This is a genomic window from Nocardiopsis flavescens, from assembly GCF_900141985.1.
In the GTDB taxonomy this organism is placed as follows: domain Bacteria; phylum Actinomycetota; class Actinomycetes; order Streptosporangiales; family Streptosporangiaceae; genus Nocardiopsis; species Nocardiopsis flavescens.
In genome coordinates this window covers 185,835-211,782 of the sequence record NZ_FQZK01000011.1, presented here as the reverse complement: position 1 = coordinate 211,782, position 25,948 = coordinate 185,835, and the positions used below count along the sequence as shown (strand labels likewise).

Annotated in this window: 24 protein-coding genes; 12 read left to right on the top strand and 12 right to left on the bottom strand. The window is 74.5% G+C overall.

All coding sequences use genetic code 11. The annotated features are described in order from the left end of the window. Window positions 1-26: 26 nt before the first annotated feature. Entirely contained in the window at window positions 27-581 is a 555-nt protein-coding gene (locus tag BUE45_RS18765; protein WP_073380653.1) for a hypothetical protein, read from the top strand. Between the two features lie 72 nt (window positions 582-653). Then, a complete protein-coding gene (locus tag BUE45_RS18760) occupies window positions 654-1,214 on the top strand; it encodes a hypothetical protein (RefSeq protein WP_084737480.1) in 561 nt (186 codons plus the stop codon). A gap of 43 nt (window positions 1,215-1,257) precedes the next feature. On the opposite strand, the gene BUE45_RS18755 is transcribed toward BUE45_RS18760, so the two are convergent. Continuing rightward, a complete protein-coding gene (locus BUE45_RS18755; protein ID WP_073380652.1) occupies window positions 1,258-1,920 on the bottom strand; it encodes a class II aldolase/adducin family protein in 663 nt (220 codons plus the stop codon). Window positions 1,921-2,133: 213 nt separating this feature from the next. Here BUE45_RS18755 and BUE45_RS18750 point away from each other — a divergent pair, with 213 nt between their 5' ends. The 3 genes from BUE45_RS18750 to BUE45_RS18740 all read left to right on the top strand — a co-directional run bounded on the left by BUE45_RS18750 (window position 2,134) and on the right by BUE45_RS18740 (window position 7,447). Continuing rightward, entirely contained in the window at window positions 2,134-3,657 is a 1,524-nt protein-coding gene (locus BUE45_RS18750; protein WP_073380651.1) for an aldehyde dehydrogenase family protein, read from the top strand. A 78-nt stretch (window positions 3,658-3,735) separates the two neighbouring features. Beyond that, complete coding sequence (locus tag BUE45_RS18745) at window positions 3,736-5,292, top strand: GMC family oxidoreductase (protein ID WP_073380650.1); 1,557 nt, start codon at window positions 3,736-3,738, stop codon at window positions 5,290-5,292. A gap of 199 nt (window positions 5,293-5,491) precedes the next feature. Further along, window positions 5,492-7,447 carry an endonuclease/exonuclease/phosphatase family protein gene (locus BUE45_RS18740; protein WP_245833346.1) on the top strand — a complete coding sequence of 652 codons (1,956 nt, stop codon included), beginning with the start codon at window positions 5,492-5,494 and terminating at the stop codon, window positions 7,445-7,447. On the opposite strand, the gene BUE45_RS18735 is transcribed toward BUE45_RS18740, so the two are convergent. After that, entirely contained in the window at window positions 7,448-7,702 is a 255-nt protein-coding gene (locus BUE45_RS18735; protein WP_073380696.1) for a hypothetical protein, read from the bottom strand. A gap of 77 nt (window positions 7,703-7,779) precedes the next feature. On the opposite strand from BUE45_RS18735, the gene BUE45_RS32975 reads away from it, so the two are divergent. Beyond that, the gene (locus tag BUE45_RS32975; protein ID WP_245833345.1) at window positions 7,780-7,938 is read left to right on the top strand and encodes a hypothetical protein; all 159 of its coding nucleotides are present in this window, start codon (window positions 7,780-7,782) and stop codon (window positions 7,936-7,938) included. A 70-nt stretch (window positions 7,939-8,008) separates the two neighbouring features. On the opposite strand, the gene purL is transcribed toward BUE45_RS32975, so the two are convergent. From purL to purS, 5 genes are all read right to left on the bottom strand, one after another. After that, window positions 8,009-10,303 (bottom strand): phosphoribosylformylglycinamidine synthase subunit PurL, encoded by a 2,295-nt coding sequence (gene purL / locus BUE45_RS18730; RefSeq protein ID WP_073380649.1) that lies wholly within the window; start codon window positions 10,301-10,303, stop codon window positions 8,009-8,011. A 78-nt stretch (window positions 10,304-10,381) separates the two neighbouring features. Next, entirely contained in the window at window positions 10,382-10,900 is a 519-nt protein-coding gene (locus BUE45_RS18725) for a hypothetical protein (protein ID WP_073380648.1), read from the bottom strand. Window positions 10,901-10,946: 46 nt separating this feature from the next. Beyond that, window positions 10,947-11,642, bottom strand: a complete 696-nt coding sequence (purQ, locus tag BUE45_RS18720; RefSeq protein ID WP_073380647.1) for a phosphoribosylformylglycinamidine synthase subunit PurQ — start codon at window positions 11,640-11,642, stop codon at window positions 10,947-10,949. A 295-nt stretch (window positions 11,643-11,937) separates the two neighbouring features. Then, entirely contained in the window at window positions 11,938-12,429 is a 492-nt protein-coding gene (locus BUE45_RS18715) for an ATP-binding protein (RefSeq protein WP_073380646.1), read from the bottom strand. 220 nt (window positions 12,430-12,649) lie between these two features. Then, complete coding sequence (gene purS, locus BUE45_RS18710; RefSeq protein ID WP_073380645.1) at window positions 12,650-12,895, bottom strand: phosphoribosylformylglycinamidine synthase subunit PurS; 246 nt, start codon at window positions 12,893-12,895, stop codon at window positions 12,650-12,652. A gap of 377 nt (window positions 12,896-13,272) precedes the next feature. Here purS and BUE45_RS18705 point away from each other — a divergent pair, with 377 nt between their 5' ends. The 4 genes from BUE45_RS18705 to BUE45_RS18690 all read left to right on the top strand — a co-directional run bounded on the left by BUE45_RS18705 (window position 13,273) and on the right by BUE45_RS18690 (window position 17,981). Next, window positions 13,273-13,878, top strand: a complete 606-nt coding sequence (locus tag BUE45_RS18705) for a sigma-70 family RNA polymerase sigma factor (RefSeq protein WP_178378578.1) — start codon at window positions 13,273-13,275, stop codon at window positions 13,876-13,878. A 618-nt stretch (window positions 13,879-14,496) separates the two neighbouring features. Further along, window positions 14,497-15,603 (top strand): pyruvate dehydrogenase (acetyl-transferring) E1 component subunit alpha, encoded by a 1,107-nt coding sequence (gene pdhA, locus BUE45_RS18700; RefSeq protein ID WP_073380643.1) that lies wholly within the window; start codon window positions 14,497-14,499, stop codon window positions 15,601-15,603. Window positions 15,604-15,606: 3 nt separating this feature from the next. Continuing rightward, window positions 15,607-16,584 carry an alpha-ketoacid dehydrogenase subunit beta gene (locus BUE45_RS18695; protein WP_073380642.1) on the top strand — a complete coding sequence of 326 codons (978 nt, stop codon included), beginning with the start codon at window positions 15,607-15,609 and terminating at the stop codon, window positions 16,582-16,584. Window positions 16,585-16,598: 14 nt separating this feature from the next. After that, complete coding sequence (locus BUE45_RS18690) at window positions 16,599-17,981, top strand: dihydrolipoamide acetyltransferase family protein (RefSeq protein WP_073380641.1); 1,383 nt, start codon at window positions 16,599-16,601, stop codon at window positions 17,979-17,981. A 77-nt stretch (window positions 17,982-18,058) separates the two neighbouring features. Here the strand turns inward: BUE45_RS18690 and BUE45_RS32595 are convergent, their stop codons facing one another. Next, complete coding sequence (locus tag BUE45_RS32595; protein WP_073380640.1) at window positions 18,059-18,979, bottom strand: hypothetical protein; 921 nt, start codon at window positions 18,977-18,979, stop codon at window positions 18,059-18,061. Between the two features lie 228 nt (window positions 18,980-19,207). On the opposite strand from BUE45_RS32595, the gene BUE45_RS18680 reads away from it, so the two are divergent. Both BUE45_RS18680 and BUE45_RS18675 read left to right on the top strand, forming a co-directional pair. Beyond that, a complete protein-coding gene (locus BUE45_RS18680) occupies window positions 19,208-19,615 on the top strand; it encodes a YciI family protein (RefSeq protein ID WP_073380639.1) in 408 nt (135 codons plus the stop codon). Between the two features lie 8 nt (window positions 19,616-19,623). After that, entirely contained in the window at window positions 19,624-20,769 is a 1,146-nt protein-coding gene (locus tag BUE45_RS18675; RefSeq protein WP_073380695.1) for an RNA polymerase sigma factor, read from the top strand. A gap of 400 nt (window positions 20,770-21,169) precedes the next feature. Here BUE45_RS18675 and BUE45_RS18670 read toward each other — a convergent pair whose 3' ends face one another. The 4 genes from BUE45_RS18670 to BUE45_RS18655 form a co-directional block, all read right to left on the bottom strand. After that, entirely contained in the window at window positions 21,170-23,038 is a 1,869-nt protein-coding gene (locus BUE45_RS18670; protein WP_073380638.1) for a serine hydrolase domain-containing protein, read from the bottom strand. 219 nt (window positions 23,039-23,257) lie between these two features. Further along, a complete protein-coding gene (locus BUE45_RS18665) occupies window positions 23,258-24,334 on the bottom strand; it encodes a CU044_5270 family protein (protein ID WP_073380637.1) in 1,077 nt (358 codons plus the stop codon). Beyond that, window positions 24,322-24,876 (bottom strand): RNA polymerase sigma factor, encoded by a 555-nt coding sequence (locus tag BUE45_RS18660; protein WP_073380636.1) that lies wholly within the window; start codon window positions 24,874-24,876, stop codon window positions 24,322-24,324. Before BUE45_RS18660 ends, BUE45_RS18665 begins: the two co-directional genes overlap by 13 nt. 76 nt (window positions 24,877-24,952) lie before the next feature. Then, the gene (locus BUE45_RS18655) at window positions 24,953-25,882 is read right to left on the bottom strand and encodes an AEC family transporter (RefSeq protein ID WP_073380635.1); all 930 of its coding nucleotides are present in this window, start codon (window positions 25,880-25,882) and stop codon (window positions 24,953-24,955) included. Window positions 25,883-25,948 lie beyond the last annotated feature (66 nt).

The window sequence follows — 25,948 nt, the reverse complement described above, 5'->3', positions numbered from 1 at the left end:
GAACGAGAGCGAGACGAGGTACCACCATGATCGGCCGTATCGTCGACGAGTTCCGCCCCTCCCGCGTGATCGAGGACAACGACCGCGCCGCCTATCTGAGCACCGAGAACCCGCGGTTCCGCCGGGCCTGGGCCTCCCGCGCCCGGCGCCGCCGCCTCGCGGCGCTGTCCGCCGCGGTGTCCGCGGCCTCGGTCCCGCTGCTCGCCGCCGCGGTGGCCCTGCCCTCGCAGGTGTCGCTGCTCTTCGCCCTGGCGTTCGCCGTGGCGGCGTTCGCCTCGGCGGTGCTCGCGACCCGGCTCAACAAGGCGACCCGGATGTCCCTGCCCTACCGCCTGCTCGACGAGCGCCAGCGGGCGGAGCGGGACCGCTCCGTCCGGTTCGGGCACCGGGGCACCACGGCCCTGCTGTTCGCCGGGTTGATCGCCGCGGGGGCGCCCTCGTTCCTGCCCGGGGAGCCGGTGTTCCCCGCCGTGCTGGCGCTGCCGCTGCTGTGGACGCTCATCATCGTGCACACGTCGCTGCCCGCGCTGCACGCGGCCTGGACCCAGCCCGACGAGGTCGTCGACGACCCCGACGCCTAGGACCCCGGCCGCCGGACCGGCCGACAGCACCCTCCCGGGCCACGCCCGACCGCACCACAGCGAAGGATCACCATGTTCATCGGACAGCCCGACGACCGGACCCAGGAGCGCATGCGCGCCCTGATCGAGAACCCGCGCCGCCGGGCCTTCTGGGCGGCCCGCCCGCGCCGCCGCGCCGCCGTCGCCGTCTTCCTTGCCACCACCCTCGGGGCGGCGGCCGTCCTCGTCCTGCCCCTGGCCGCCGACGCGTCGTGGTCGCTCGCCGGGGTCGCCGGGTTCGTCGTCCTGCTGGTCACGAGCGCGGTGATCTCGACCCACATCAACATCGCCGCCCGGTGGGTGGCGGGCTACCGGGGCCTGGACGAGTTCCAGCGGGCGGAGATGGACCGGGCCACCCGCCTCGGGCACCACGTGACGGCCGCCCTGGCCACCCTCCTCGTCGGGGTGACGGCCGGGTTCGCCGCGGCGGCGCCCGGAACCGACATGGGCGCGGCGGTCCCCCTGGTCGTCCTGGCACCGCTGGTGGTGGTCACCGCCATGACCCACGCCGCGTTCCCGGCCTGCTACCTGGCCTGGACCCGGCCCGACGAGCTCTCCGACGACGAGGAGGGCGACGACGGGGAGGACGCCTGACGCGGGGCCGCGGCGCCCCCTCCGGGGGCGGGCGGGGGGCCGGTCACCAGATGTCGGGTCCGGCCCAGCCGTAGGAGTCGCGGTGCGCGACGGCGGCGAGCTCGTCCTCGGACAGGACGCGGGGGTGGCCGACCATCCGGGCGCGCAGGTAGGCGGCGCACAGCCAGTCGAGCAGGCGCAGGTTCTCCAGGGCGTGCTCCAGGCCCCGGCCCAGGGCGACCCCGCCGTGGTCGGCCAGCAGGGCGGCGTCGCGGCCCTTGAGCGCCTTGACCGCCTGGTCGGCGATGTCGCCGGTGCCGTAGGTGGCGTACGGGGTGACCGCGATCGCCCCGCCCAGGGCGGCGGCGCGGTGGTGGATCGGGGGCAGCTCGACCAGGACCGAGGAGGCCGCCACGGTGTCGGCGGTGAACGCGTTGACCACGGCGCCGACCTCGCGCCCGTGGCCGGCGGACCGCCGGTGGACCGCCATGTGCAGGGTGGTCTCGGCCGCCGGGTCGCGGCGGCCCTCCAGCATCCGGTCGTCCAGGGACATCACCGGGCAGTCGGCGGGCTGGATCTGGTCCAGCGGGATGCCGTGCGGGGTGACGACGACCAGGTCGCCGCGGCGCACGCTGAGGGTGGCGGATTCACCGGGCGCGACGCCGGGGGCGGCGGCGAGGGTGCGGGCGGCGAGGCAGACGTCCCGTCGTTCCTGCTCCAACAACATCTGGTGCTTTCCTCGAAGGTGCGCGGTCGGGACCCGGTCGGGGCCGTCGGTGCCGGACGCCCACGGACCGGGCGGAGCACGGAGGTACACCTCAATGTACGTCAAAGCCTCCTCCCCGTATTCCCCGGGTTCCGGGGAGGGGCCGGCCGCGCCCGCCCGCCGGGCCGCCGCACGGCGTTGTTTGCGCCGGGCGGACGGGGGCAGACCGGGCCCGTGAACGAACGCCATGACACCCTCCCGGAGGCGCCCTACCTGGCCCCTGCGGGCTCGGTCCGCGCCACCAGCATCCACGTCGACGGGGAGTGGAGGGCGGCCCGGGACGGCCGGGTCCGGGAGATCGTCGACCCCGCCGACGCCTCCGTGCTGACCGTGGTCAGCGAGGGCGGCCCGGACGACGCCGGGGACGCGGTCGCCGCCGCCCGGCGGGCCTTCTCCGGCCCCTGGCGGAGCACCCCGGCGGGGGAGCGGGGCCTGCTGCTGGAACGCGTCGCCGGCCTCCTGCGGCGGGACCGCGCGGAGATCGCCCTGGCCGAGTCCCTCGACACCGGCAAGACCGTGGAGGAGGGCGGCATCGACGTCGACGACGTCACCGCCGTCTTCCGCTACTACGCGGGCCTGGCCGACAAGGACGCCGGGCGCCTGGTGTCCGCGCCCGAGGGCGTCCAGAGCCGGATCGTGTACGAGCCGGTCGGCGTCTGCGCCCTCATCACCCCGTGGAACTACCCGCTGCTCCAGCTCTCCTGGAAGCTCGCCCCGGCGCTGGCCGCGGGGAACACCTGCGTGGTCAAGCCCACCGAGGTCACCCCGGTCACCACCCTCAAGCTCATGGAGCTGCTGGTCGAGGCGGGCGTCCCCGCCGGCGTCGTCAACGTGGTCACCGGCAGCGGCCCTGGTCCGGGCGCGGCCCTGGCCGCGCACCCCGGCGTGGACCTGGTGTCCTTCACCGGCGGCCTGGACACCGGGCGGCGGATCATGGCCGCCGCCGCTCCCACGGTCAAGAGGATCGCCCTGGAGCTGGGCGGCAAGAACCCCAACATCGTCTTCCCGGACGTGGACCTGGACACCGCCGTCGACCACGCCCTCAGCGCCGCGTTCTTCCACTCCGGGCAGGTGTGCTCGGCCGGGGCCCGGCTCATCGTCCACGAGGACGTCCACGACGCCTTCACCGCCGAGCTGGCCCGCCGCGCCGACGCGATCCGCCTGGGCCGCGGCCAGGACCGGGGGGTGCGCTGCGGCCCGCTGGTGTCGGAGCACCACCGCGCCAAGGTGGAGGCCGCCGTCGCCCGCGGCGTCGAGGAGGGCGCCCGGATCATCGCCGGGGGCGGGCGCCCCGCGGAGCCCGAACTCCGGGACGGCTACTTCCACCGCCCCACGGTGTTCGTCGACTGCGACCGCTCCATGGACATCGTCCGCACCGAGGTGTTCGGCCCCGTCGTCACCGTCGAGCGCTTCCGCACGGAGGAGGAGGCGATCGCCCTGGGCAACGACACCGACTACGGGCTCTCCGGCGGGGTCTGGACCGGCGACACCGCGCGCGGCGAGCGGGTGGCCGCGGCGCTGCGCCACGGCACCGTCTGGATCAACGACTACGGCCCCTACTTCCCCGGCGCCGAGTGGGGCGGGTTCGGCCGCAGCGGCATCGGCCGCGAACTCGGGCCGTCCGGCCTCGCCGAGTACCGCGAGGCCAAGCACATCTACCGGAACCTGTCCCCCGAGCCGCAGCGCTGGTTCGGCTGACCGCCCGGCCCGCGGCGCGGCGCCGCCGCGCCCCGGGTCGGCCCCTCCCCCCGTCAGGACCACGAGAGGAATCAGCGCGTGTCCCAGCACACCTACGACTACGTGATCGTCGGCGGCGGCACCGCGGGCTCGGTGCTCGCCGACCGGCTCACCGAGGACCCCGGGACCACCGTCTGCCTGATCGAGGGCGGGCCCGACGACCGGGACCTGGAGCACGTGCTCCGCCTGCGCGACTGGCTGGGCGTCCTCGACGGCGACCTCGACCTGAAGTACACGACCACCGAGCAGCCCCGCGGCAACTCCCACATCCTGCACTCCCGGGCCCGCGTGCTCGGCGGCTGCTCCTCCCACAACACGCTCATCAGCTTCCGGCCCTTCGCCCGGGACCTCGACGACTGGGTGGCCGCCGGCGCCGAGGGCTGGGACAACGCCACCGTCCAGTCCTACGCCGACCGGATCAAGTGCAACATCGTCCCGGTCGCCGAGAAGGACCGCAACGCCATGGTCCGCGACTGGGTGGACGCGGCGGCGGAGGCGGCGGGCGTCCCCGTGGTCGAGGACTTCAACGCCCTGACCTCGCACGGGGGCGGGTTCGCCGACGGCGCCGGGTTCCTGTCCGTCGCCTACGACCCCTACACCGGGTACCGGTCCTCCGCGTCGGTCGCCTACCTGCACCCGGTCATGGACGTGCGCGACAACCTCACCGTGCTGCTGGAGACCTGGGTGGACCGGGTCGTCCTGGACGGCGACCGCGCCACCGGGGTGGAGGCCGCGGACCGGGAGGGGGCGCGCCTGTCGGTGTCGGCGCGGCGCGAGGTGATCCTGTGCGCGGGCGCCGTCGACACGCCCCGGCTGCTGCTGCTCTCGGGGATCGGCGCCGCCGGGCACCTGCGCGAGGTGGGGGTGGAGCCCCGCCACGACCTGCCGGGCGTGGGGGAGAACCTGCTCGACCACCCCGAGTCGATCATCATGTGGCGGACGAGCAGGCCGGTGCCGCAGAACACGGTGATGCACTCCGACGCCGCGCTGTTCGTCCGGCGGGACGGCTCCGACCCCCGCCCGGACCTGATGTTCCACATCTACCAGGTCCCCTTCGACGACAACACGAAGCGGCTGGGCTACGCCTCCCCTCCCGAGGGCCACGCGGTCTGCATGACGCCCAACATCCCGCGCTCGCGCTCGCGCGGCAGGCTCTACCTCACCAGCGCCGACCCCCGGGACAAGCCCGCCCTGGACTTCCGGTACTTCACCGACCCCGACGGCTACGACGAGCGGACCGTCGTCGACGGCCTCAAGATCGCCCGCGAGGTCGCGGCGACCGAGCCGTTCCGCTCCTGGATCGAGGAGGAGGTCGCCCCCGGCCCCGGGGTGCGGACCGACGAGGAGCTGTCGGAGTACGGGCGCCGCGCCGCCCACACCGTCTACCACCCGGCGGGTACCTGCCGGATGGGCGCCGCGGACGACCCGATGGCCGTGGTCGACCCGCGGCTGCGGGTCCGGGGGCTGCGCGGGCTGCGGATCGCGGACGCGTCCGTTTTCCCGACCCTGCCCACGCCCAACCCGATGGTCATGGTCCTGGCGCTGGGCGAGCGCGCCGCCGACCTGGTGCGCGAGGACGGCCGCGGACGGGGGTGAGCGGCAGGGAGGGGACCGGCCCGGCGCGGCCGGGTGCCGGGCCGCCGGGCCGGGCGCCGGCGCGGAAAGGTCACGGCCGGGGCCGCGGCCGGTCGCTTTTGCGACGCTCATGGGGAGCCGCCCGCATAGTGGGATGACTTCGGGGAATCGGGGGATGCGTGCCCCTTGTACGCGCGCGAGCAGGACATGAGGATCATTCATGTCCACCGCTGCGGGCGACGACCCCTGGAGGACCATGCGCTGGGACCGATTCGCCGTCGCGGTGGGAACCGTGCTGTTCCTGGACGCCCTGCGGGTGTTCCTGCCCTCGCTCACCACCCTCTTCGGGCGGGCGGGGGAGACCCCGGCGGAGCTGATGGGCCTCTACGCCCTCGCCTGGTTCCTCGCCCCCGTCCCCTTCGTCGCCGCCGCCCGCCGCCTGGAGCCCGCCCGCACCGCGCTGGCCGCGGGCGCCGTGCTCGCGGTCGGGCGCCTGGCCCTCCAGGCCACCGACGGCGGCGCTCCGCAGCTGTACCTGGCGTCGTTCCTGGTCGGGGCGGGGACCGTGTGGCTGACCGCCTCCGCCATGGCCACCGTCGACCACCCGCGGGCCACCGGGCACGGGGTGATGGTCGGGGTCGTCACCGGCGTCGCCGCCACCGCCGTGGTCCACACCCTCCTCAACACCGTCGACCTCGTGTGGCGGGACGGGCCTCTGGCCTGGGCCGGGGCGGTCGCCGAGGTCGCCCTGTTCGCCTGGGCCGCCGCCGGGGCGTACCGGCACGGGCCGGGGGGCGGTGAGCCCCGGGCCGTCCCCGCCCGGGCCTGGCTCGCCCTGGGCCCGCTGCTGTTCCTCTCCGGGCTGTACACGGCCAACCCGGCGGTGGGCGAGGCCATCGGGGAGACGCCCGTGGCCGCCGCGCTGGTGGCCACCGCCGCCGTGCTGTCCGTGATGGTCGCGGCCGACCCGCGCTGGTCCACCGGGCACCCGGCGGCCGCGTTCGCCGTCCTGGCGGCGGCGCTCGCCGTGCTGTGGGCGGCGCCCTCGGACGCCGGCGGCGTCCCCGGGGTCTGGCCCGCCTGGGCCCTGGCCGCCCTGCCGGCCGGCCAGCTCGCCCTGGCGGGCTGCGCCGGGTGGGCGGTGCACCGGACGGGCCGGCCGGGGCGCGCCGCCACCGGGTGGGCGGCGTTCGGCGGGCTGTTCCTGCTGGCGGTCCTGGTCTTCGGGTTCTACGCCGCCTACGACCTGTACTACGGCAACGCGCTGGTGCCGTTCCTGGCCCTGGTACCCCTCGCGGCGGCGATGACCGGCCGCGGCCCGGTCCCGGCCCGCTCCGGGCGGCCCTGGCTGACCGCCGGGGCCGCCGCGCTGGCGCTGGTGCTCACGGTGGCCGCGCCGACCTGGCACACCTCGTTCCGCACCGGGGCGGAGCAGGCCCACGAACCCTCCTCGGGGCTGCGGGTGGCCGCCTACAACGTGCGCATGGGGTTCGGCATGGACGGGCGCTACGCGCTCCACGAGCAGATCGCGCTGCTCGGCGGTGGCCTGCCCGACATCGTCGTCCTCAGCGAGGTCGACCGCGGATGGATGCTCAACGGCGGCCACGACGCCCTCTCCCTCACCGCCGAGCAGCTCGGCATGCGGGCCTACTGGGCCCCGGCCGACGGGCCCCTGTGGGGCGACGCCCTGCTCACCTCGCAGGAGGTCACCGCGGTGCGCGGGCACACGCTCACCCCCAGCGGACCGACCGGCGCCCAGGCCCTGGAGGCCGTCGTGCGCTGGGACGGCGGCACCGAGGTCAGCGTCATCGCCACCCACGTACAGCCGCGGACCTACGACTTCACCGCCGAGAGCGCCCGGGCCCAGCTGCGGGACCTGGCGGACCTCGTCGAGGGGGCCAGGTCCCAGGGGCGGCCGGTGGTCCTGGCCGGGGACCTCAACATCGAGCCCGGGAACCCGGCGTGGTCGATCCTCACCGACGCCGGCCTGCACGACCCCTTCGAGCGGCCCTTCAACACGATTCCCAGCCTGGCCGGGCCGCCGCAGGAGATCGACCACATCCTCGTCACCGAGGAGTTCACCGCCCAGAACCCGGACAACCCGGACGTGCCGCACTCCGACCACCGGATGGTCTCGGTCGACCTCGACCTCGACGGCGAACCCGGCTCGGAGTGATCAGCATCCCGGGCGCTCGTAGCGCAGCCTCCGGGCCACCCAGTAGACGTTCACGCACGACGCCGCGAACCCGGCCCCCAGCAGCACCACCAGCCACAGCGGGGCCTGCGCCACCACCGACACCACCGTGCCCGCCGCCAGTACCAGGCAGCCGAACACCGCCAGCACCAGCCGGAACCCCAGCGCGCTCGCCGGGCGCTCCGGGCTGCCCAGCGGCCCCTTCAACCGTCCACGCCGCAGTTTCTCGCGACCCATCGCGACCACCTCCGGTCCCTCCCTCTACCCCTACCCCCGCCGGCCCCCTCCCCGACCCCGCCCCATGCGGAGCAGGGATGTCCGGCGAACCGGGTGTCCGCCCGGCGACGGGGGTGTCCGTAGCCCGTGTCCCGCGGATCGAGGGGGGCGGCCTCTCCACCCGGGACGTCCTCGACCGGTACGTGTCCGCTCCCGGCGGCACACCGGTCGTCGTCGCCGGCGTCGGCGACGAGTAGGGGAAGGCCGGGTGGGGAACGCCGCGGGGGCGGGGCGCCGACGGCGCCCCGCCCCCGCGGCGGAGCGGTGCTACAGGTCGCCCAGCAGGGTGGGCAGCGCGGACTCGTAGGCCTCGCGCAGCTCGGCCAGCGGGACCTCCACGGCCCCGCCGCCGTGCGACACCACCAGGGCGTCCCCGCCCACGGTGCCGATCTGCTCCACCGGCACGCCGTGGCGGGCCGCCAGCGCCACGAGCCCCTCTTCGCCGCCCGGGGCCACCGCGACGATCGCGCGGGCGCCGGACTCGCTGAACAGGGCGGTGAACACGTCCGCGGACACCGTCACCCGCACACCCGTCCCGCCGCGCAGCGCCGACTCGGCCAGGGCCACGCCCAGGCCGCCGTCGGACAGGTCGTGGGCCGCCGCGGCCAGACCGCTCTCGGCGGCCTCCGCCAGCACCTCGCCCAGCGCCGCCTCCGCCGTCAGGTCCACCCGCGGCGGCAGTCCGCCCAGGTGGCCGTGGACGGTGTCGGCCCACGCCGAGCCCCCGAACTCCGGCCGGGTCTCGCCCAGCAGGAAGACCCGGGCGCCCTCCTCGGAGAACGCCGTCTTGAGGCGGGTGCGCACGTCGTCGATGACGCCCAGCACGCCGATCACCGGGGTCGGGTTGATCGCGACGTCGCCGGTCTGGTTGTAGAAGCTCACGTTGCCGCCGGTCACCGGGGTGCCCAGCGCCTTGCAGGCGTCGGCCAGGCCCCGGGTGGACTCGGCGAACTGCCACATCACGCCCGGGTCCTCGGGGGAGCCGAAGTTGAGGCAGTTGGTGACCGCCAGCGGCCGGGCGCCGGTCGCCGCCACGTTGCGGTACGCCTCGGCGTACGCGAGCTGGGTGCCCGCGTAGGGGTCCAGGCGCGTGTAGCGGCCGTTGCCGTCGGTGGACAGCGCGACGCCCCGGTGGGAGTCGTCGGCGATGCGGATCATCCCGGCGTCGTGCGGGTTGGACACCACGGTGTCGCCGCGCACGTAGCTGTCGTACTGCTGCGTCACCCAGGTCGGGTCGCCCACGCCCGGCGCGCCCAGCACCCGCAGCAGCTGCCCGCGCAGCTCCGCGTCGGTCGCGGGCCGGGGCAGGTCGGCGGCGTCGTCGGCCTGGAGGGCGTCCTGCGACTCCGGGCGGGCGTAGGGGCGCTCGTAGACCGGGCCCTCATCGGAGGCGGTCCGCGGCGGCATGTCCACCACGGTCTCCCCGTGCCAGGTCATGACCAGGCGCCCGCCGCGCTCGGCCTCCTCGGGGGTGACGTCGGTGACCTCGCCGATCTCCGTGGCCAGGATCTGCCACTTCTCGCAGATGGCCAGGAACTCGTCCATCTTGGCGGGCTCCACGATCGCCATCATGCGCTCCTGCGACTCGCTCATGAGGATCTCCTCGGGAGTGAGCCGCGGGTCGCGCAGCGGCACCCGGTCCAGCCGGATGTCCATGCCGCCGGTGCCGCCCGCCGCCAGCTCGGTGGTGGCGCAGGAGACGCCCGCCGCGCCCAGGTCCTGGATGCCCACGACCAGGTCCTTGGCGAACAGCTCCAGGCTGCACTCGATGAGCAGCTTCTCCATGAACGGGTCGCCGACCTGGACGCTGGGCCGCTTGGCGTGCGACTCGTCGTCGAAGGTCGCGCTGGCCAGCACCGAGGCGCCGCCGATGCCGTCGGGGCCGGTGGTGGAGCCGAACAGCACCACCTTGTTGCCCGGGCCGGGCGCCTGCGCCAGCTTGATGTCCTCGTGCTTCATCACGCCCACGCACAGCGCGTTGACCAGCGGGTTGCCCAGGTAGCCGGTGCCGAAGCCGATCTCGCCGCCGATGTTGGGCAGGCCCAGGCAGTTGCCGTAGAAGGAGATGCCCGAGACCACGCCCGGCAGCACCCGCTTGGTGTCGTCCGCGTCGGCCGGACCGAACCGCAGCGCGTCCATGACCGCCACCGGGCGGGCGCCCATGGTGAGGATGTCGCGGACGATGCCGCCGACGCCGGTGGCCGCGCCCTGGTGCGGCTCCACGTAGGAGGGGTGGTTGTGCGACTCGATCTTGAAGGTCACCGCGCGGCCGTCGCCGACGTCCACCACACCCGCGTTCTCGCCCATGCCGACCAGCAGGGCGTCGCTGTGGGGGGCCTTCTCGCCGAACTGGCGCAGGTGCACCTTGGACGACTTGTACGAGCAGTGCTCGCTCCACATGACCGAGTAGATGGCCAGCTCGGCGGAGGTGGGGCGGCGGCCCAGGATCTCGCGGACCCGCTCGTACTCATCCTTCGCCATGCCCAGTTCGGCGTACGGCTGAGGCGTGTCCGGGCTGTTCTGCGCCACGGCGACGGTGTCGAGACGAGGTACTTCAGACATGCGTGGTTCCGTTCGGGGTGTGCGGTTGTGGGCCGGGCCGCGGCGTCCGCCGACCGGCGCGGAGGGTCGTGGGCGGGGTCAGCGGGTGAGGTCCGCGTAGCGGACCATCAGCACCGCGGGCTCCCCGGCGCCGCCCGTGGAGGTGTCGGCGATCATGACGGTGTCGTCGGTCAGCACGGTCTGCTCCGGCGGCACGTCCTCGGGCGACTCCGCGCCCTCGGGGAGCATGATCTTCCAGCCCCGGTCCAGCAGGTGGTCGTAGACCTCCTGGACGGTGGCGCGGGCGTCCCCGGTGACCTCGCCGTCCTCGGTGAGGACGGTGACGAGCCGGGCGCACCCCTCCTGCCGGCAGTACACGTCGGCGTCCGGGTCGGAGGAGTAGGACAGCCCGGGCGGCACGGAGCCCAGGGAGGAGACGTCGGGCACGTCGGCCTCTTGTGCGGGCGGCGTCCCGCTCTCCTGGCCCGCCCGGGGGGATCCGGCCGTTGCGGCGCCCAGGGAGTTGAACAGCCCGACGGCGGCCGACACCACCAGGCCCACGACGACGATGCCGACGAGTACGTACATCGTGGTCCGGGAGCGCAGGAGCGCCATCATCGCGAGGATCGTCCCCTTGTCGGTGTGCGGCGGGGCCGGGTCGGTCTCAGACTCCGGCCGGGGTCTTGTCGCCCAGGCGGGCGAGGATCGAGGTGAAGAAGCCCAGGCCCTCGGTGGAGGGGCCGGTCAGCGCCTCGACGGCGTGCTCGGGGTGCGGCATGAGGCCGACCACGTTGCCGTGCTCGTTGGTGATCCCGGCGATCCCGCGGCGCGAGCCGTTGGGGTCGGAGTCCAGGTACCTGACCACGACCCGGTTCTGCGCCTCCAGGGCGTCGAGGGTGGCCTCGTCGGCGACGTAGCTGCCCTCCCCGCTCTTGAGGACGACCAGGATCTCCTGGCCCTCGGTGTAGTCGCGGGTCCAGGCGGTGGCGGTGGTCTCCACGCGCAGCCGCTGCTCGCGGTTGACGAACCGCAGGCTGGAGTTGCGGGTGAGCGCCCCCGGCAGCAGGTGGCTCTCGCACAGGATCTGGAAGCCGTTGCAGATGCCCAGGACGGGCAGCGCCCCGGAACGGGCGGCGGGGACGAGCTCCGACATCAGCGGCGCGAAGCTGGCGATGGCGCCGCAGCGCAGGTAGTCGCCGTAGGAGAAGCCGCCGGGCAGGACGACCGCGTCGACGCCCCTGAGGTCGGCGTCCCCGTGCCACAGGGAGACGGGTTCGGCACCGGCCAGCGCGACGGCGCGCGCGGCGTCCTTGTCGTCGAGGGAACCGGGGAAGGTGACGACGCCCACACGGGCTGTCATGAGCACACTCCGAGTCGTTGGTCGGGTCCCTCCCCGCGGGTGCGGGGAGTTGTCGGCGAGGAGGAAGTCGGCGTCCGTCCGACCCCGAGGGGGGTATCGCGTCCGCACTTGGCAGCGTACCCGCTCACCTGTGCGGGGGTACGACGCTCACCCCCGTTCCGGGGTCCGCTTTCGTAGGAATCTCCTGATTCCCACGGTTCGCGGGCGCCCGCGGGTGTACGACCCGACAGACGGCGTGGTGTGCGACACGTGGTGCGCGCCACTCCCGGCGGCGGGGGGCCGACGCCCCCCGGTCTCAGACCCGGTCCAGCAGGAGGGCGTCGGCCGGGGCCGGGACCCGCCCGGCCGCGCTCCCGGGGTCCTCGTCGCAGGAGGTCCGGCGCTTGCGCAGCAGTACGGTGACCCTCGGCTCCCCCTCGAACGACACCTCGTCCATGAGGCGGCGCATCAACAGAATGCCCCTGCCCGATTCTGAGTCCAGTCCGGGGAGGGGCGGGGGTCGTTCCGAGGTGAAACGCGCGGCTAGCGCCTCGGTGTCGGGCGCTCTTCCCGTATGGGAGATGCGCACTTCACACCAGTGCTCGTCGATCTCGGCGTCCACCCGGTAGTCGGACACGGGTCCGCCGTGTTCGACGGCGTTGGCGCACGCCTCGGAGGCGGCCAGGAGGAAGTCGTCGACGCAGTCCCGGCACAGTCCCGCGCGGTGCAGGAGTGTTCCGAGCATGTCGCGTGCGACGGCGACCGTGTACGCCCGCCGCGGGAGGGAGATCGAGAAGGCAACGTCCATGAAATAACTCCTCTCGTGCTCCGTCGTCGGTCATGGGCCCGGCACGTCAAGGAACCTTCCCGAGGGGGATGGACGTAAAACGACCGGCGGTGCCCTCATGGGGCTCCGCCGGTCGTTCCATTGCACATCAGACGCCGCGGACACTCCTCGCGCTTTTCGGCAAATGCCGTAAATCCGGCGACGGTGTCCGCTGTGCCGGGCCGCGCGGCGGCCCGGGGGCTCAGGAGTCCACGCGGACGCTGAAGTCCTCGATGACGGTGTTGGCGAGCACGGTCTCGGCCAGACGGCGGACGCCGGCCAGCGCGGCCTCGTCGACCTCGCCCTCGACCTCGACCTCGAAGCGCTTGCCCTGCCGGACCTGTTCGATCCCCTCGAAGCCCAGGCGCGAGCAGGCCCCGGCGATGGCCTGGCCCTGCGGGTCCAGGATCTCGGGCTTGAGCATGACGTCAACAACGACGCGGGCCACAGGGTCCTCCACAAGAGAAATGGGTGTGCCGCCCTCCCGTCCCCTCCCGGCTCCCCGGCCGGGCGGACGCCTCTCCGTACTGCTCGGAGCGGGCGACGCCAGAGTACGGCACCGGCGGGGGGCGCGGTGCGGCCGAGACCCGTCTCACCCCGGTGCGGCCGCGTGGGCGCGGTCCGCCGGGGAATATCCCCGACGCCTTGCGGGGTAGGGGGAGAGCGGGGTTTTTACCGCATCCTGAACCCCGCAAGCGAGTGTTTCGGTACGTTCGTGACTCGGATCACCTTGATTGATGTCATCATTGAGAGCACGAGATGGCGTCTAACAGGGTGGAAGTGATCGTCCGGTCGTCCTGAGGGGGAATCTTGACGACTATCGAAATGGAAGCGATCGCCGCGCGCAACAGTGACGGGCGGGAGCCTGAAGAGGCGTTGGACTTCGCCACCGCCGTCACGCCGTTCGCGGACCAGCTCTATCCCACGGCCCTGCGGATGACCCGCAATCCGGCCGACGCGGAGGACCTCGTCCAAGAAACGTTCGCCAAGGCGTTCGCCAATTTCCACCAGTTCCGCGCCGGCACCAATCTGCGTGCCTGGCTCTACCGCATCTTGACCAACACCTTCATCAACACCTACCGCAAGAAGCAGCGCGAACCGCGGCAGGAGACCACCGACGAGATCAAGGACTGGCAGCTCGCCGCCGCCGAGGCGCACACCTCCTCGGGCATGCGGTCGGCCGAGAACGAGGTCCTGGACCACCTGCCCGACTCCGACATCAAGCAGGCGCTCGCGCGGCTGCCCGAGGAGTTCCAGGAGGTCATCTACCTCGTCGACATCGAGGGCTACGCCTACAAGGAGGTGGCCGAGCGCATGGGCACCCCGCTGGGGACCGTGATGTCGCGGCTGCACCGCGCCCGCCGCCAGCTCCGCGAGATGCTCACCGACTACGCCCGCGACCGCGGCATGCGCGTGCCCGCCGCCCGCTAGCGGGGCCCCGCCGACCCCGCCTCCCCGCGCGGCCCGCGCCCCCGACGGACGGGGACGGGTCCGGGGACCCCGAGGCCCCTCCGGCAGGAGACCCCCGTGCCGGGGCGCCTCCTCACGCCGGGCGGCCCCGGCGCCGGTGCCCGGCGCGACCCCCGGCGACCTGGGGAAGGGCCCTGCGGCGGCACGCGCCGCGGGTCCGCGCACCCGGCCCCCGCGCAAGCCCGCCGAACGCGGGCGCCGACCCGCGCAGGGGCCGCGACCCCGCTCCCGCCCCGTATCGGGGGCCGGAACCGAGGGGTTTTCGGACCGGACCCCCGCCACGCTCCGTGGCCGGACCCGGCCGCCGCCGCTCCGCGGCCGCACGCTCCGCCACTCCCCGACAAAGTTGTCGGAAGACCTTGTACATGCTAGGAAGCCCTGCTAATCGGGCTGGTCCGGCATCGGGGAACATGTACTCGCGGCGTAAAAGGTGTCGGCCGGGTCTTGCGCTCTCCACGGTGAGTTCTGTCACCATATGGTGAGGTCCGCCGTACATCCATCACCCCGGGTGTACGTGCGGCGATCCGGCCGGCCAGCGTTCACCCGCGCGAAACCGGCCCCGAGTACCCGAGGAGCGACGTGTCGGACACCACCGCGCACGAGGAACCGGAGCTCATCCAGCTCCTGACACCGGAAGGGGAACTGACGGGCCACCCCGACTACCCCCTGGAGATCACCGCGGACGAGGTCCGCGACCTGTACCGGGACCTGGTCCTGGTGCGCCGCTTCGACGGTGAGGCCGTCTCCCTCCAGCGCCAGGGCGAGCTGGGCCTGTGGGCCTCGCTGCTGGGCCAGGAGGCCGCGCAGATCGGCTCCGGCCGCGCCCTGCGCGGGCACGACATGGCCTTCCCCTCCTACCGCGAGCACGGCGTCGCCTGGTGCCGCGGCATCGAGCCCGAAGAGCTCCTCGGCATGTTCCGGGGCGTCACCAACGGCGGCTGGGACCCCCACGAGCACGGGTTCCACCTCTACACGATCGTCATCGGCAGCCAGGCCCTGCACGCCACCGGCTACGCCATGGGCGTGCAGCGCGACGGCGCCCTCGGCGAGGACGGCACCGCCGTCATCACCTACTTCGGCGACGGGGCCACCAGCCAGGGCGACACCAACGAGGCGTTCAACTTCGCCTCGGTGAACAACGCCCCCGTGGTCTTCTTCTGCCAGAACAACCAGTGGGCCATCTCCGAGCCGCTGGAGCGCCAGGCCCGCGTGCCCATCTACAAGCGCGCCTCCGGCTTCGGCTTCCCCGGCGTCCGGGTGGACGGCAACGACGTGCTGGCGGTCCTGGCCGTCACCCGCGCCGCCCTCGACAACGCCCGCGAGGGCAACGGCCCCACCCTGGTCGAGGCGTTCACCTACCGGATGGGCGCCCACACCACCAACGACGACCCCACCCGGTACCGCAACGCGGCCGAGCTGGAGGAGTGGAAGGCCAAGGACCCGATCCTGCGGGTGCGCCGGTACCTGGAGCACAACGGGCTGGCCGACGACGCCTTCTTCGCCGGGGTCGACGCCGAGGCCGACGCGCTGGGCGAGAAGGTCCGCACCCAGTGCCGGAGCCTGCCCGACCCCGAGCCGCTGGACATCTTCCACGAGGTGTACGCCGAACCCAACGTCCACATCGACCGCCAGCGCGCGGAGTTCGCCGAGTACCTGGCCTCCTTCGAGGCGGAAGGGGTCCGATAGGCCATGTCCAACCTCACGATCGGCAAGGCCGTCAACGCCGGCCTGCGCGCCGCGATGGAACACGACCCCAAGGTCCTCGTCATGGGCGAGGACGTCGGCAGGCTCGGCGGTGTCTTCCGGGTCACCGACGGGCTGCACAAGGACTTCGGCGCGGACCGGGTCATCGACACCCCGCTGGCCGAGTCCGGCATCGTCGGCACCGCCATCGGCATGGCGATGCGCGGCTACCGCCCCGTGGTGGAGATCCAGTTCGACGGGTTCTTCTTCCCCGCGGCCAACCAGACCTTCACCCAGCTCGCCAAGATGCGCCGCCGCTCCGCGGGCAAGCTCAGCGTGCCCGTCGTCATGCGCATCCCCTACGGCGGCGGCATCGGCGCCGTGGAGCACCACAGCGAGTCCCCCGAGTCGTACTTCCTGCACACCGCGGGCCTGCGCGTGGTCAGCGTCGCCAACGCGGTGGACGCCTACTGGATGATCCAGCAGGCGATCCGCAGCGACGACCCGGTGATCTTCCTGGAGCCCAAGCGGCGCTACTACGAGAAGGCCGAGGTGGACACCGAGGCGCCCTTCGCCGAGGCGGTCCCGATGGGCGCCGCCCGCGTCGCCCGCCCCGGCACCGACGTCACGCTGCTCGCCTACGGGCCCATGGTCAAGACCGCCCTCCAGGCGGCCGAGGCCGACACCGACCACTCCATCGAGGTCATCGACCTGCGGTCGCTGTCCCCGGTGGACTACCCGACCGTCGTGGAGTCCGTGAAGCGGACGGGCCGCCTGGTGGTCACCCACGAGGCCACGCTCACCGGCGGGCCGGGCGCCGAGATCGCCGCCCGGATCACGGAGGAGTGCTTCTACCACCTGGAGTCCCCGGTCATCCGGGTCGCCGCCTTCGACACCCCCTACCCGCAGTCCCGGCTGGAGGAGCACTACCTCCCGGACCTGGACCGGGTCCTGGACGGGGTCGACCGGGCGTTCGCGTACTAGGGGAACAGGAACACATGGCGATTCAGAAGAACGCCCCCGCGGTGGGCGGCGTGCACTCGTTCAAGCTGCCCGACGTGGGCGAAGGCCTCGTCGACGCGGAGATCCTCACCTGGTTCGTGAAACCGGGCGACGAGATCGCGGTCAACCAGATGATCTGCGAGATCGAGACCGCCAAGGCGGTCGTCGAGCTGCCGAGCCCGTTCGCGGGCACGGTCAAGGAACTGCTGGTCGAGGAGGGGCGGACGGTGGACGTCGGCACGGTGATCATCACCGTGGACGACGGCACCGGCGGTGACGGCGCCGCCGCCCCCGCCGAGGAGGAGCGGGAGAAGCCGCTGGTGGGCTACGGCGAGAAGGCCGGCGCCACCCAGCGCCGCACCCGCCGCCGCCCCGAGCCCGCCGGCCCGGTGTCCCCGGCCCCGGCCGCCAGGCCGGCCCCCGCCCCGGCGCCTCCGGTGGCGGTCGCCCCGGCCCCCGTGGCCTCCCAGGGCCGCCCGCTGGCCAAGCCGCCGGTGCGCAAGCTCGCCAAGGACCTCGGGGTCAACCTCGCGACGGTCGCCCCCAGCGGCTCGGGCGGGATCATCACCCGCGACGACGTGCACGCGGCGGCCCAGGGCGCACCGGCCGACCCGGAGCCGGCCGCCGTGTCCGGGGAGCGGGCCCCCGCGGCCCCCGCGGCCGCGGACCGGTCGGCGCGGGAGCGGCGGGTGCCTGTCAAGGGCGTCCGCAAGGCGACCGCGGCGGCGATGGTGGGCAGCGCATTCACGGCCCCGCACGTCACCGAGTTCCTCCAGGTGGACGTCACCCGCACCATGAAGGCGGTCGCGCGGCTGCGCGAGCACCCCGACTTCGCGGGTGTGCGGGTGTCGCCGCTGCTCATGGTCGCCAAGGCGCTGCTGCTGGCGGTCAGGCGCAACCCGGAGGTCAACTCGTCCTGGGACGAGGACGCCCAGGAGATCGTGTTCAAGGACTACGTGAACCTGGGTATCGCGGCCGCCACCGAGCGCGGCCTGGTGGTGCCCAACATCAAGGACGCCGGGGCCAAGCCCTTGCCGCAGCTGGCGGCGGCGCTCAAGGAGCTCACCGACACCGCCCGCGCGGGCAAGGTGACCCCGGCGGACATGTCCGGCGGCACGATCACGATCACCAACGTGGGCGTGTTCGGCGTGGACGCGGGGACGCCCATCCTGAACCCCGGCGAGGCGGCGATCCTGGCCTTCGGGCAGATCCGCGACATGCCGTGGGTGCACAAGGGCAAGCTGAAGATCCGCAAGGTCACGACGCTGTCGCTGTCCTTCGACCACCGCCTGGTCGACGGGGAGCTCGGCTCGAAGGTGCTGCGCGACGTCGGCGCGGCGCTGGAGGACCCGGAGCTGACCTCGCTCGCCTGGGGGTAGTCTCCTGTGAACCGCGCCGTCGGGGCTGACGGTGCGACCGCGGCCCCCGGGGGAGACCCCGGGGGCCGCACGCGTGCTCAGGGGTCGGCCTGTGCCCGGGGCGGGGGCCCGAACCGTTCGAGGGCGTCGCGCAGGACGGAGGCGGGCGCGGGGCCGCCGGGGGTCCGCGGGCGGACGGGCACCAGGGCGACGGTGAGGACGCCGGGGCCGTCGGGATGGGGGCGGAAGCCGTGCCACCGGAGCCAGAAGGGGTGGCGCTCGCGTCCGCGCCGGTAGACCACGGTGAAGGCGTGGGCGGGTTCCACCGGGTGCGTGGACACGCGGGTCCGGTCCACCTCGTCCCACCCGATGAAGAACGACCGGTCGTCGGGGAAGCGGATCCACCGCCGGTCGACGGCGCTGACGCCGTGGGAGTCGATGACCAGCAGGTCGGGGTCGGAGTACCAGTCCTCGTTCCACAGCAGCCACGCACCCGCCGCGACCGACACGGCGGCCGTTCCGACGACCCAGGGCAGCAGGTCCCGGTAGGCGGTGAGGAAGCCCCCCGTATAGGGGTGCCCCTCGTCCAGCAGGCCGGTCATGCCCCCGGAGGAGACGAGGTCCCACGTGTAGGGCACCCAGGGGACGAGGAACGCCGCGACGACCGGGAAGAGCAGGTACGCCACCACCGAGTACGCCTGCTCGAACCGCGTCCACGGGGTGCTCACGGGGATGTGGAACGGGGCGTCGCGGTCCGGCGTCCCCGGCGGGGCGGGCGCGGCCGGCGGCGGGGCGGGGGGCAGGAGCAGGGCGCTCGCCCACAGGGTGATGAGGAAGACGGCGGCGACCGCCGCCACCGAGAGGAGCGCCCAGAGCGCGACGTCGGCCGCGGGTCCGCCCGGGGCGACCCGCGCGCCGAAGACGTTGCCGCCCAGGGTCAGCACCCCCACGGCTACGGAGAGCCCGGCTGCGGCGAGCAGGCGCAGGCGGGTGCGGGACCGGGGAGAGGGGGGAGGCATGGGGGCTCTCCTTGCACTCGGTTCTGTGAACCCCGTCCCCCGGTTGGACGCCCGCGCGGGCCGTGGAGTTGCCCGTCCGGCCGCCCCGGGGTCCGGGAGCCGCCGCCGGGGGCCGCGCCACGGGGACGGAAAATCTCTCGCACGGGGATGTCGAGAATCCCCCGGCGGCTCCGTCCCCGGGGAGAAGGCGGCCAGAATGGGTCGCACTCGCACCGAGGAGAGATCACGATGGCCAAGTACCTGCTGCTCAAGCACTACCGCGGAGCCCCCGCGGCGGTCAACGACGTGCCCATGGACCGGTGGACCCCGGAGGAGATCTCGGCCCACGTGCGGTACATGAACGACTTCGCGGCCCGCCTGGAGGAGAGCGGGGAGTACGTGGACTCCCAGGCGCTCTCCCCGGAGGGGATGTTCGTCCGGTACGACGGCGAGGGCCGTCCGCCGGTCACCGACGGGCCGTTCCCCGAGACCAAGGACGTCATCGCGGGATGGATGGTGATCGACGTCGACAGCGAGGAACGCGCCGTCGAGCTGGCCGGGGAGCTGTCGGCCGCCCCCGGCGCGGGCGGCCGGCCCATCCACGAGTGGCTGGAGCTGCGCCCGTTCCTGGGCGCGCACCCCACCGTCGAGGAGTGACCCGCGAGGTGGACGAGACCCTGCTCCGGAACCTCACGCCGGGCGTGCTGGGCATCCTGGTCCGCCGCGGAGCCGACTTCGCGGCGGCGGAGGACGCCGTCCAGGACGCCCTGGTCGAGGCCGTGCGCACCTGGCCGTCCGACCCGCCGCGGGACCCCAGGGGCTGGCTGGTCACGGTGGCCTGGCGGCGGTTCCTCGACGCGGCCCGGTCGGACACGGCCCGCCGACGGCGCGAGGACCTCGTCGACGGGGAGCCGGAGCCGGGGCCCGCGGCGGCGGTGGACGACACGCTGCGGCTCTACTTCCTGTGCGCCCACCCGTCGCTGACGCCCGCGTCGGCGGTGGCGCTGACGCTGCGGGCGGTCGGCGGGCTGACCACCCGCCAGATCGCGCGGGCCTACCTGGTGCCCGAGGCGACGATGGCGCAGCGCATCAGCCGGGCCAAGCGCACCGTCGCCGACGCGCGGTTCGACCGCCCCGGCGACGTCGCCACCGTGCTGCGGGTCCTGTACCTGGTCTTCAACGAGGGCTACTCGGGGGACGTCGACCTCGCCGCCGAGGCCCTCCGGCTCACCCGCGGCCTCGCGGCGGCGGTCGACCACCCCGAGGCGGCCGGGCTGCTGGCCCTCATGCTCATCCACCACGCCAGACGCGCGGCCCGGACCGCGCCCGACGGCGCCCTGGTCCCGCTCGCGGAGCAGGACCGCTCCCTCTGGGACACCCGGGCGATCGCCGAGGGCGTGGGGATCCTCCAGGGGGCCCTGGCCCGCGACCGCCCGGGAGAGTTCCAGGTCCAGGCCGCCATCGCGGCGCTGCACGCCGACGCGCCCACCGCCGGGGAGACCGACTGGGTGCAGATCGTCGAGTGGTACGACGAACTCGTGCGCCTCACCGGCAGCCCGGTCGTCCGCCTCAACCGGGCGGTGGCCGTCGGCGAGGCCGACGGGCCGCGCGCCGGGCTGGCGGCGCTCGCCGAACTGGACGCGGCGCTGCCCCGGTACACCGCCGTGGCGGCCTACCTCCACGAGCGCGACGGCCGGGAGGAGGAGGCGGCCCGGCTGTACGCCGAGGCCGCGCGCGGGGCCGCAGACCTGGCCGAGCGCGACCACCTGACGCGTCGGGCGGCGCGGATCAACGCCCGGCTGCGCGGGTGAGGTGGCGGGGCCGACCGCGGGCCGGGCGGGCGCGGGGGCCGCTCCCGCCCCGGGGGTGGCGGGGCGGTGCGCGGGGGGCGTGGGCCGGCGGGGCCGTCTGACGTGTGGGGCGGTGCGGATCGACGCCGGTCCGCGATGGGGACGGGGCCGGGTGACCGCCGCCGCGCCCCCGCCGGGGCGGTGGCCCTGTTCGCGAGGGGGCCGCTCCGGTCCCGCGGTGCCCGTGTGCCGGGGGCGGGAGCGGGCGGCGGCTCCGGAGCCCCCCGCCGGGTCGCGCGCACCGGCCCGGGGCACGGGGAGGAGCCCGTCCCCCAAGGGGGAGGAGGACGGGCCCGTACCCCTGTTGTTCCCCGGCGTGTCGCCCCGGACACCTGCCGGCGCCGGGTGCCGGCGCCGGGTGTCAGAACGGCAGGGGGACCATCCCGTACACCGCCCCGACCGCGGCCAGTACCAGCCCCGCCAGCGCGGCCAGCGGCAGGTGCACCCGGGAGAAGGGCCGCAGCAGCCCGCGCGCCAGGCAGACCCCGACGAGCGCCGCGGACACCGCGGCCAGGACGCCCGTCACCGTCATCGGGACGGTGAGCGCCGCGGACCCCTCGACCAGCCATACCTGCGCCACCGCGAGGTCGGTCGCCGCGTAGACCAGCAGGCCCACCGCCGCGACCGCCGCCAGCGCCGTCCCGGTCAGCGCCAGCCGGGTCGCCAGGGTGAACCCGGTGCCCGACCGCTGCACCGGGACCAGCACGGTGAGCAGCACCAGCAGCGCCGCCCCCGCGGCCACCAGGTGCAGGGAGGGTGAGGCCAGGGCGCCGGTACGGGTGTACACGGAGGTCGGGTTCATGTCGGTGGCGATCGCGGCCACCGCGCCGTCCCGCTCGACGAACGCCAGGAGGTCCGCGCCGTTCTCCGCGACGAACACCCCCTCCTCCACCGGCAGCCAGCGGTCGTCCGAGGCCAGCGCCCCGCGTACCGACAGCGTTCCGTCGCCCGCGTCCCGGACCGTCACGTTGTCGAACAGGGCCACCAGCCGCGCCGGGCCCGACGCCGCGCGCCGGGAGGTCACGTAGGAGCCCTCGTAGGCGCCCAGGTCGGCGTCCGGGTCGGCCGCGCCGGCGGGGTACCCCTGCGGCGCGAACGTGTCGACGAACGCGTCGAGCACCGCCAGGCGCAGGTCCACCATGGGGTTCGCCCCCGCCGCGTCGTCCCCGTTGACGGCGACGAACACGCCCGCGTCGATCTCCGGCACCACCGCGTATCCCGTGTGCAGCCCGGTCAGGTCGCCGCCGTGGCCGATGACGGGGGACTCCCCGGCCCGCCGCTGGTAGGTGCCGTACCCCAGGCCGGTCGTCGCCGGATGCGCCCCCGATCGCCGCTCCACCAGGGCCTCGGCCACCCCCGGGGCGAGCGCCTGCTCGCCGTCGACGCGCCCGCCGTCCAGCAGCGCCTCCATGAAGAGGGCCATGTCCCCGACGGTGGTCACCGCCGTGCCCGCCGGGACGTTCCCGATGTGCGGGTCCTCCACGGCGGTCCCGTCGGCCAGGTGCGAGGTGACCAGGGGCCGGTCGGCGCGCACGTCGGCGAGCTGCGCGAACTCCGTGTCGTCCATGCCCAGCGGGGCGAACACGTTTTCCCGGGCGTACTCCTCGAACGGGGTCCCCGACACCTCCTCCACGACGTATCCCGCCAGCGCCACCCCGTAGTTGGAGTAGGCGGTGTACTCGCCCGGCTCGAACAGCCGCTCCGGGGCGGTGGCGCGCAGGGTTTCGCCGAGGGTGGCGGGGGCCTGCTCCTCCACCGCCTCGGCGAACCCCGCCGTGTGGGTGAGCAGGTCGTGCAGGGTGACCGGCGGGCCGGGGAGCCGGTCGCCCTCGGACAGGTAGGTGTCGACGTCCTCGCCGAGGTCCAGCCGGCCCTCCCCGGCCAGGGTGAGGACGGCGGCGGCCGTGAACGACTTGGCCACGGACGCCGTGGGGAACAAGTGCTCCTCGGCGTCCAGGGGCGTTCCCTCCGCCAGGTCGGCGTACCCGTGGGCGGCGGTGGCGACCCGCTCGCCGCCGAGGACGACGGTCACGGCCGCCCCGGGAGCGCCGTACTCCTCCAGGAGCGCGGCCACCCGGTCGTCGGTGAAGGCGCGGGCGCTCTCCGGGGTCAGGGACACCGCCTCGCGTGGTGCGGGGGCGGTGGGCGCCGCGGGCGCCGCCGCGGTGACAGCGGGCGCCGTGGTCAGGAGTACCGCCGCGCACAGGGCGGCGGCGCGTCGGCCGGGCATGCGGTGACCTCTCGTCGGGGGGTTCGCTCTCCCTCCCGAACCTAGGTTCCGGACCCCGCGGGCACACGGGGCCCGGCCACCGGAAGCGGGGTGGAGTCCGCTCCACCCCGCTTCCGGTGGCACGGGCCCGGCCGCGCCGTTCGGCGGGCACATGGCGGGGCCGGCGCCCGCCCCGGCGACCGGGGCGGGGCCGGCCCGCGCCGTGCGCGGCCCCCGGCGCTACGGGCGCTCGCCGACCTCCCCGACCCAGCCCGACCACACGTAGGCGACCTGCGCGGCGGTCAGCGGGTAGGACAGGCCGTAGTCCTCGGCGGACCCGTACTCGGGGTCCTCCGACAGGAGGGTGGAGTCGCGGTACAGCAGCGTCCCGTCGCCGGCGTCGAAGAGGAAGCGGAACTCCGTCACGGCCGCCTCGTCCTCCACCTCGACGGAGAACAGCTCGCCCTCCCGGCCCAGCGGGTCGGCGGCGGTGCCCAGGTACTCCAAGCCGTCGAGCCCGGCGAGCACGCGCTGCACGGCGGCCTCCTCGGGGCCGGCCAGCGGGCGCGTCCCGTACAGGAACTCCACCGCGTTCACGATCCCGGCCGGGGAGCGGTCCTCGGGGCCCTCGCCCAGGCCGGCGAGCACCTCCTCCAGGCCCTCGGGGTCGGCGGGCAGCTCCTCGGGCCACACCAGGGCCGGGTGCAGGGTGTCCTCGAAGGACTCCGAGCCCCGCTCCAGGAACGCCTCGTGGTCCGCCTCCTCGCCGCCCTTGTCCAGCGGCGGCAGCGGGTGGTCGTCGGAGCGGTGCTCGCCGCCCGGGCCCGTCCACTCGTTCCACTCGTAGGGCACGTAGCGGTAGCCGTGGGTCTCGTCGGGGTCGTCGTCCCCGGCGTTGGCGGTGAGCCGGACCAGCTCGGTCCCCGACGTGGAGACGAAGCCGACGCGGCCCCGGCCCGGGGCCGGACCGCGGTCCTCGGTGACCCCGGCCAGCGCCAGCAGGCCGTCGGTCCCGTCCACCGGGTCGCCGCCGACGACCTCGATCGGCTCGGGCGGGGCGGCGTAGGCGGACGGGATGCCGCCGGGCTCGTCGGCGGGCGGCAGCAGGGCCGCGGCGCCCACGGCCAGGGCCGCGGCGGCGGCTCCGCCGACCAGGAAGGGGATGCGTCTCCACAGGGGGCGGGACATGGCGGGGGACTCCTCCAGTCGTGCGATGGCGTCGGTGCGGGCCCGGTGGCGGGCCTCGGGGGCGGGCGCGGCGCCCGCGGCGGGGTCGGCGCCGTTCAGGGCGTTGCGCAGCGCGGTCAGGTCGTCCATGCCGCCTCCTTCGGGGCGTGGTCCGGGGTCGACTCGTTCATGTGGGCGTTGAGCCTCTTGCGGGCCCGGTGCAGCCGGGCGCGGGCGGTGACGTGGGTGCAGCCGACGACCCGGGCCGCCTGCCGGCAGTCGAGCCCCTCCCAGGTCACGAGCATCACGAGCTCGCGCTCCTGTTCGGTGAGCCGGGCGAGGGCGGCCAGGGCCCCGGCCCGTTCGACCACCCGGTCGGCGTCGTCCGCGTGGACCGCCGCCCCCGGCCGCCTGCTCAGCGACTCGGCGATCAGGTCCTGCCGCTGGTCCCTGCGCAGGTGGGCCAGGGTGATCCGGCGTGCGCAGGCGTACAGCCAGGGCAGTTCGCGGCCCGGCGGCATGCGCTCCGCGCGCCGCCAGGCCACGACGAAGGCCTCGGATGCGACGTCGTCGGCGTGGTCGGGGCCCACCCGGCGCCGCGCGTAGCGGTGAACGGCGTCGTAGTGCTCCTCGAACAGGGCGTTGAAGTCACGCTGGCCGGAGTATGCGTCCCCGGCCGTGCCGCGTCTCATCGGCGTACCTCCCGTCCTCTCACCTGTATGTGTCGGGGGAGGGGGGAGTGTGAGGCCGGCGGCGGGCTTTTCCCGGTCAGCCCAGCAGGAAGGTGACCGCGAAGAGCACCGGGACCGTCGTGAACGTGGAGATGAGCACGGTCTCGCGCACCGTGTCGACGTCCACGCCGAAGCGCAGCGAGTAGGTGAAGACGTTCTGGGCCGTGGGCAGCGCCGCCAGCACGACCACCGCGAACAGGTCCGGGCCCGACAGGTGGAACACCAGGGCGCCCAGCGCCCACGCCGACAGCGGCTGCACGACCGACTTCAGCGCCACCGCGAACAGCACCGCCCCGCGCTGGGGGCCGCGTCCGGGCATCCCCGACCCGTGCATCGAGATGCCGAACGCCAGCAGCATCGCGGGGACCGCCATCGCGCCGATCAGCTCGAACGGCTCCAGCAGCGGGGCGGGCGGCGTCCACCCCGACGCCGACACCGTCACACCGGCCAGGGACGCCAGCAGCAGCGGGTTGCGCACGGGGGTGCCGAGGGCGCGGCGCAGCACCGGGCCCGCGCCGCGGACCTCGCCGCCCGCCAGGTCCAGCACGGTCACGGCGATCGGGGCCATCACCAGCATCTGGGTCAGCAGGATCGGCGCCACCAGGGAGGCGTCGCCCAGGACGTAGGAGGCGATGGGCAGGCCCAGGTTGCCCGCGTTCACGTACGAGGAGGTCAGCGCCGACATGGTGGTGCGGGAGACGCCCCAGCGGCGCAGGAGCCCCGTCGCCACCACGACGACCACCACCACCGCCACACTCAGGGCGCTCACCACGACCTTGCCCGACAGCAGCACCGACAGGTCGGTGTCGAGGAGGATCGTGAACATCAGCGCGGGGCCCGCCACGTAGAAGGCCAGGGCGCTGAGCACGTCGCGGGCTCCGTTGCCCAGCAGCGAGAGGCGGCCCAGCATGTAGCCGATGACGACGACGGTGGTGATGACGCCGAAGCCGGTGACCACGCCGGACACGGGGACCTCCTGGGTAGTGGGGAACCCTCGGAATCTACTCCGGGGTCCGGGGCCGCCGCCAGGAGC

Bases quoted from the DNA above. Each gene is read 5' to 3' on its own strand.
- BUE45_RS18680 (WP_073380639.1), top strand. From the start codon at position 19,208: ATGGCCAAGTACCTGCTGCTCAAGCACTACCGCGGAGCCCCCGCGGCG.
- BUE45_RS18735 (WP_073380696.1), bottom strand. From the start codon at position 7,702: ATGGGTCGCGAGAAACTGCGGCGTGGACGGTTGAAGGGGCCGCTGGGC.
- BUE45_RS18725 (WP_073380648.1), bottom strand. From the start codon at position 10,900: ATGATGGCGCTCCTGCGCTCCCGGACCACGATGTACGTACTCGTCGGC.
- BUE45_RS18705 (WP_178378578.1), top strand. From the start codon at position 13,273: ATGGAAGCGATCGCCGCGCGCAACAGTGACGGGCGGGAGCCTGAAGAG.
- BUE45_RS18665 (WP_073380637.1), bottom strand. From the start codon at position 24,334: ATGGACGACCTGACCGCGCTGCGCAACGCCCTGAACGGCGCCGACCCC.
- BUE45_RS18660 (WP_073380636.1), bottom strand. From the start codon at position 24,876: ATGAGACGCGGCACGGCCGGGGACGCATACTCCGGCCAGCGTGACTTC.
- BUE45_RS18715 (WP_073380646.1), bottom strand. From the start codon at position 12,429: ATGGACGTTGCCTTCTCGATCTCCCTCCCGCGGCGGGCGTACACGGTC.
- purL (WP_073380649.1), bottom strand. From the start codon at position 10,303: ATGTCTGAAGTACCTCGTCTCGACACCGTCGCCGTGGCGCAGAACAGC.
- BUE45_RS18760 (WP_084737480.1), top strand. From the start codon at position 654: ATGTTCATCGGACAGCCCGACGACCGGACCCAGGAGCGCATGCGCGCC.
- BUE45_RS18690 (WP_073380641.1), top strand. From the start codon at position 16,599: ATGGCGATTCAGAAGAACGCCCCCGCGGTGGGCGGCGTGCACTCGTTC.
- BUE45_RS18740 (WP_245833346.1), top strand. From the start codon at position 5,492: ATGTCCACCGCTGCGGGCGACGACCCCTGGAGGACCATGCGCTGGGAC.
- BUE45_RS18670 (WP_073380638.1), bottom strand. From the start codon at position 23,038: ATGCCCGGCCGACGCGCCGCCGCCCTGTGCGCGGCGGTACTCCTGACC.
- BUE45_RS18765 (WP_073380653.1), top strand. From the start codon at position 27: ATGATCGGCCGTATCGTCGACGAGTTCCGCCCCTCCCGCGTGATCGAG.
- purQ (WP_073380647.1), bottom strand. From the start codon at position 11,642: ATGACAGCCCGTGTGGGCGTCGTCACCTTCCCCGGTTCCCTCGACGAC.
- BUE45_RS18755 (WP_073380652.1), bottom strand. From the start codon at position 1,920: ATGTTGTTGGAGCAGGAACGACGGGACGTCTGCCTCGCCGCCCGCACC.
- BUE45_RS32975 (WP_245833345.1), top strand. From the start codon at position 7,780: ATGTCCGGCGAACCGGGTGTCCGCCCGGCGACGGGGGTGTCCGTAGCC.
- BUE45_RS18695 (WP_073380642.1), top strand. From the start codon at position 15,607: ATGTCCAACCTCACGATCGGCAAGGCCGTCAACGCCGGCCTGCGCGCC.
- BUE45_RS32595 (WP_073380640.1), bottom strand. From the start codon at position 18,979: ATGCCTCCCCCCTCTCCCCGGTCCCGCACCCGCCTGCGCCTGCTCGCC.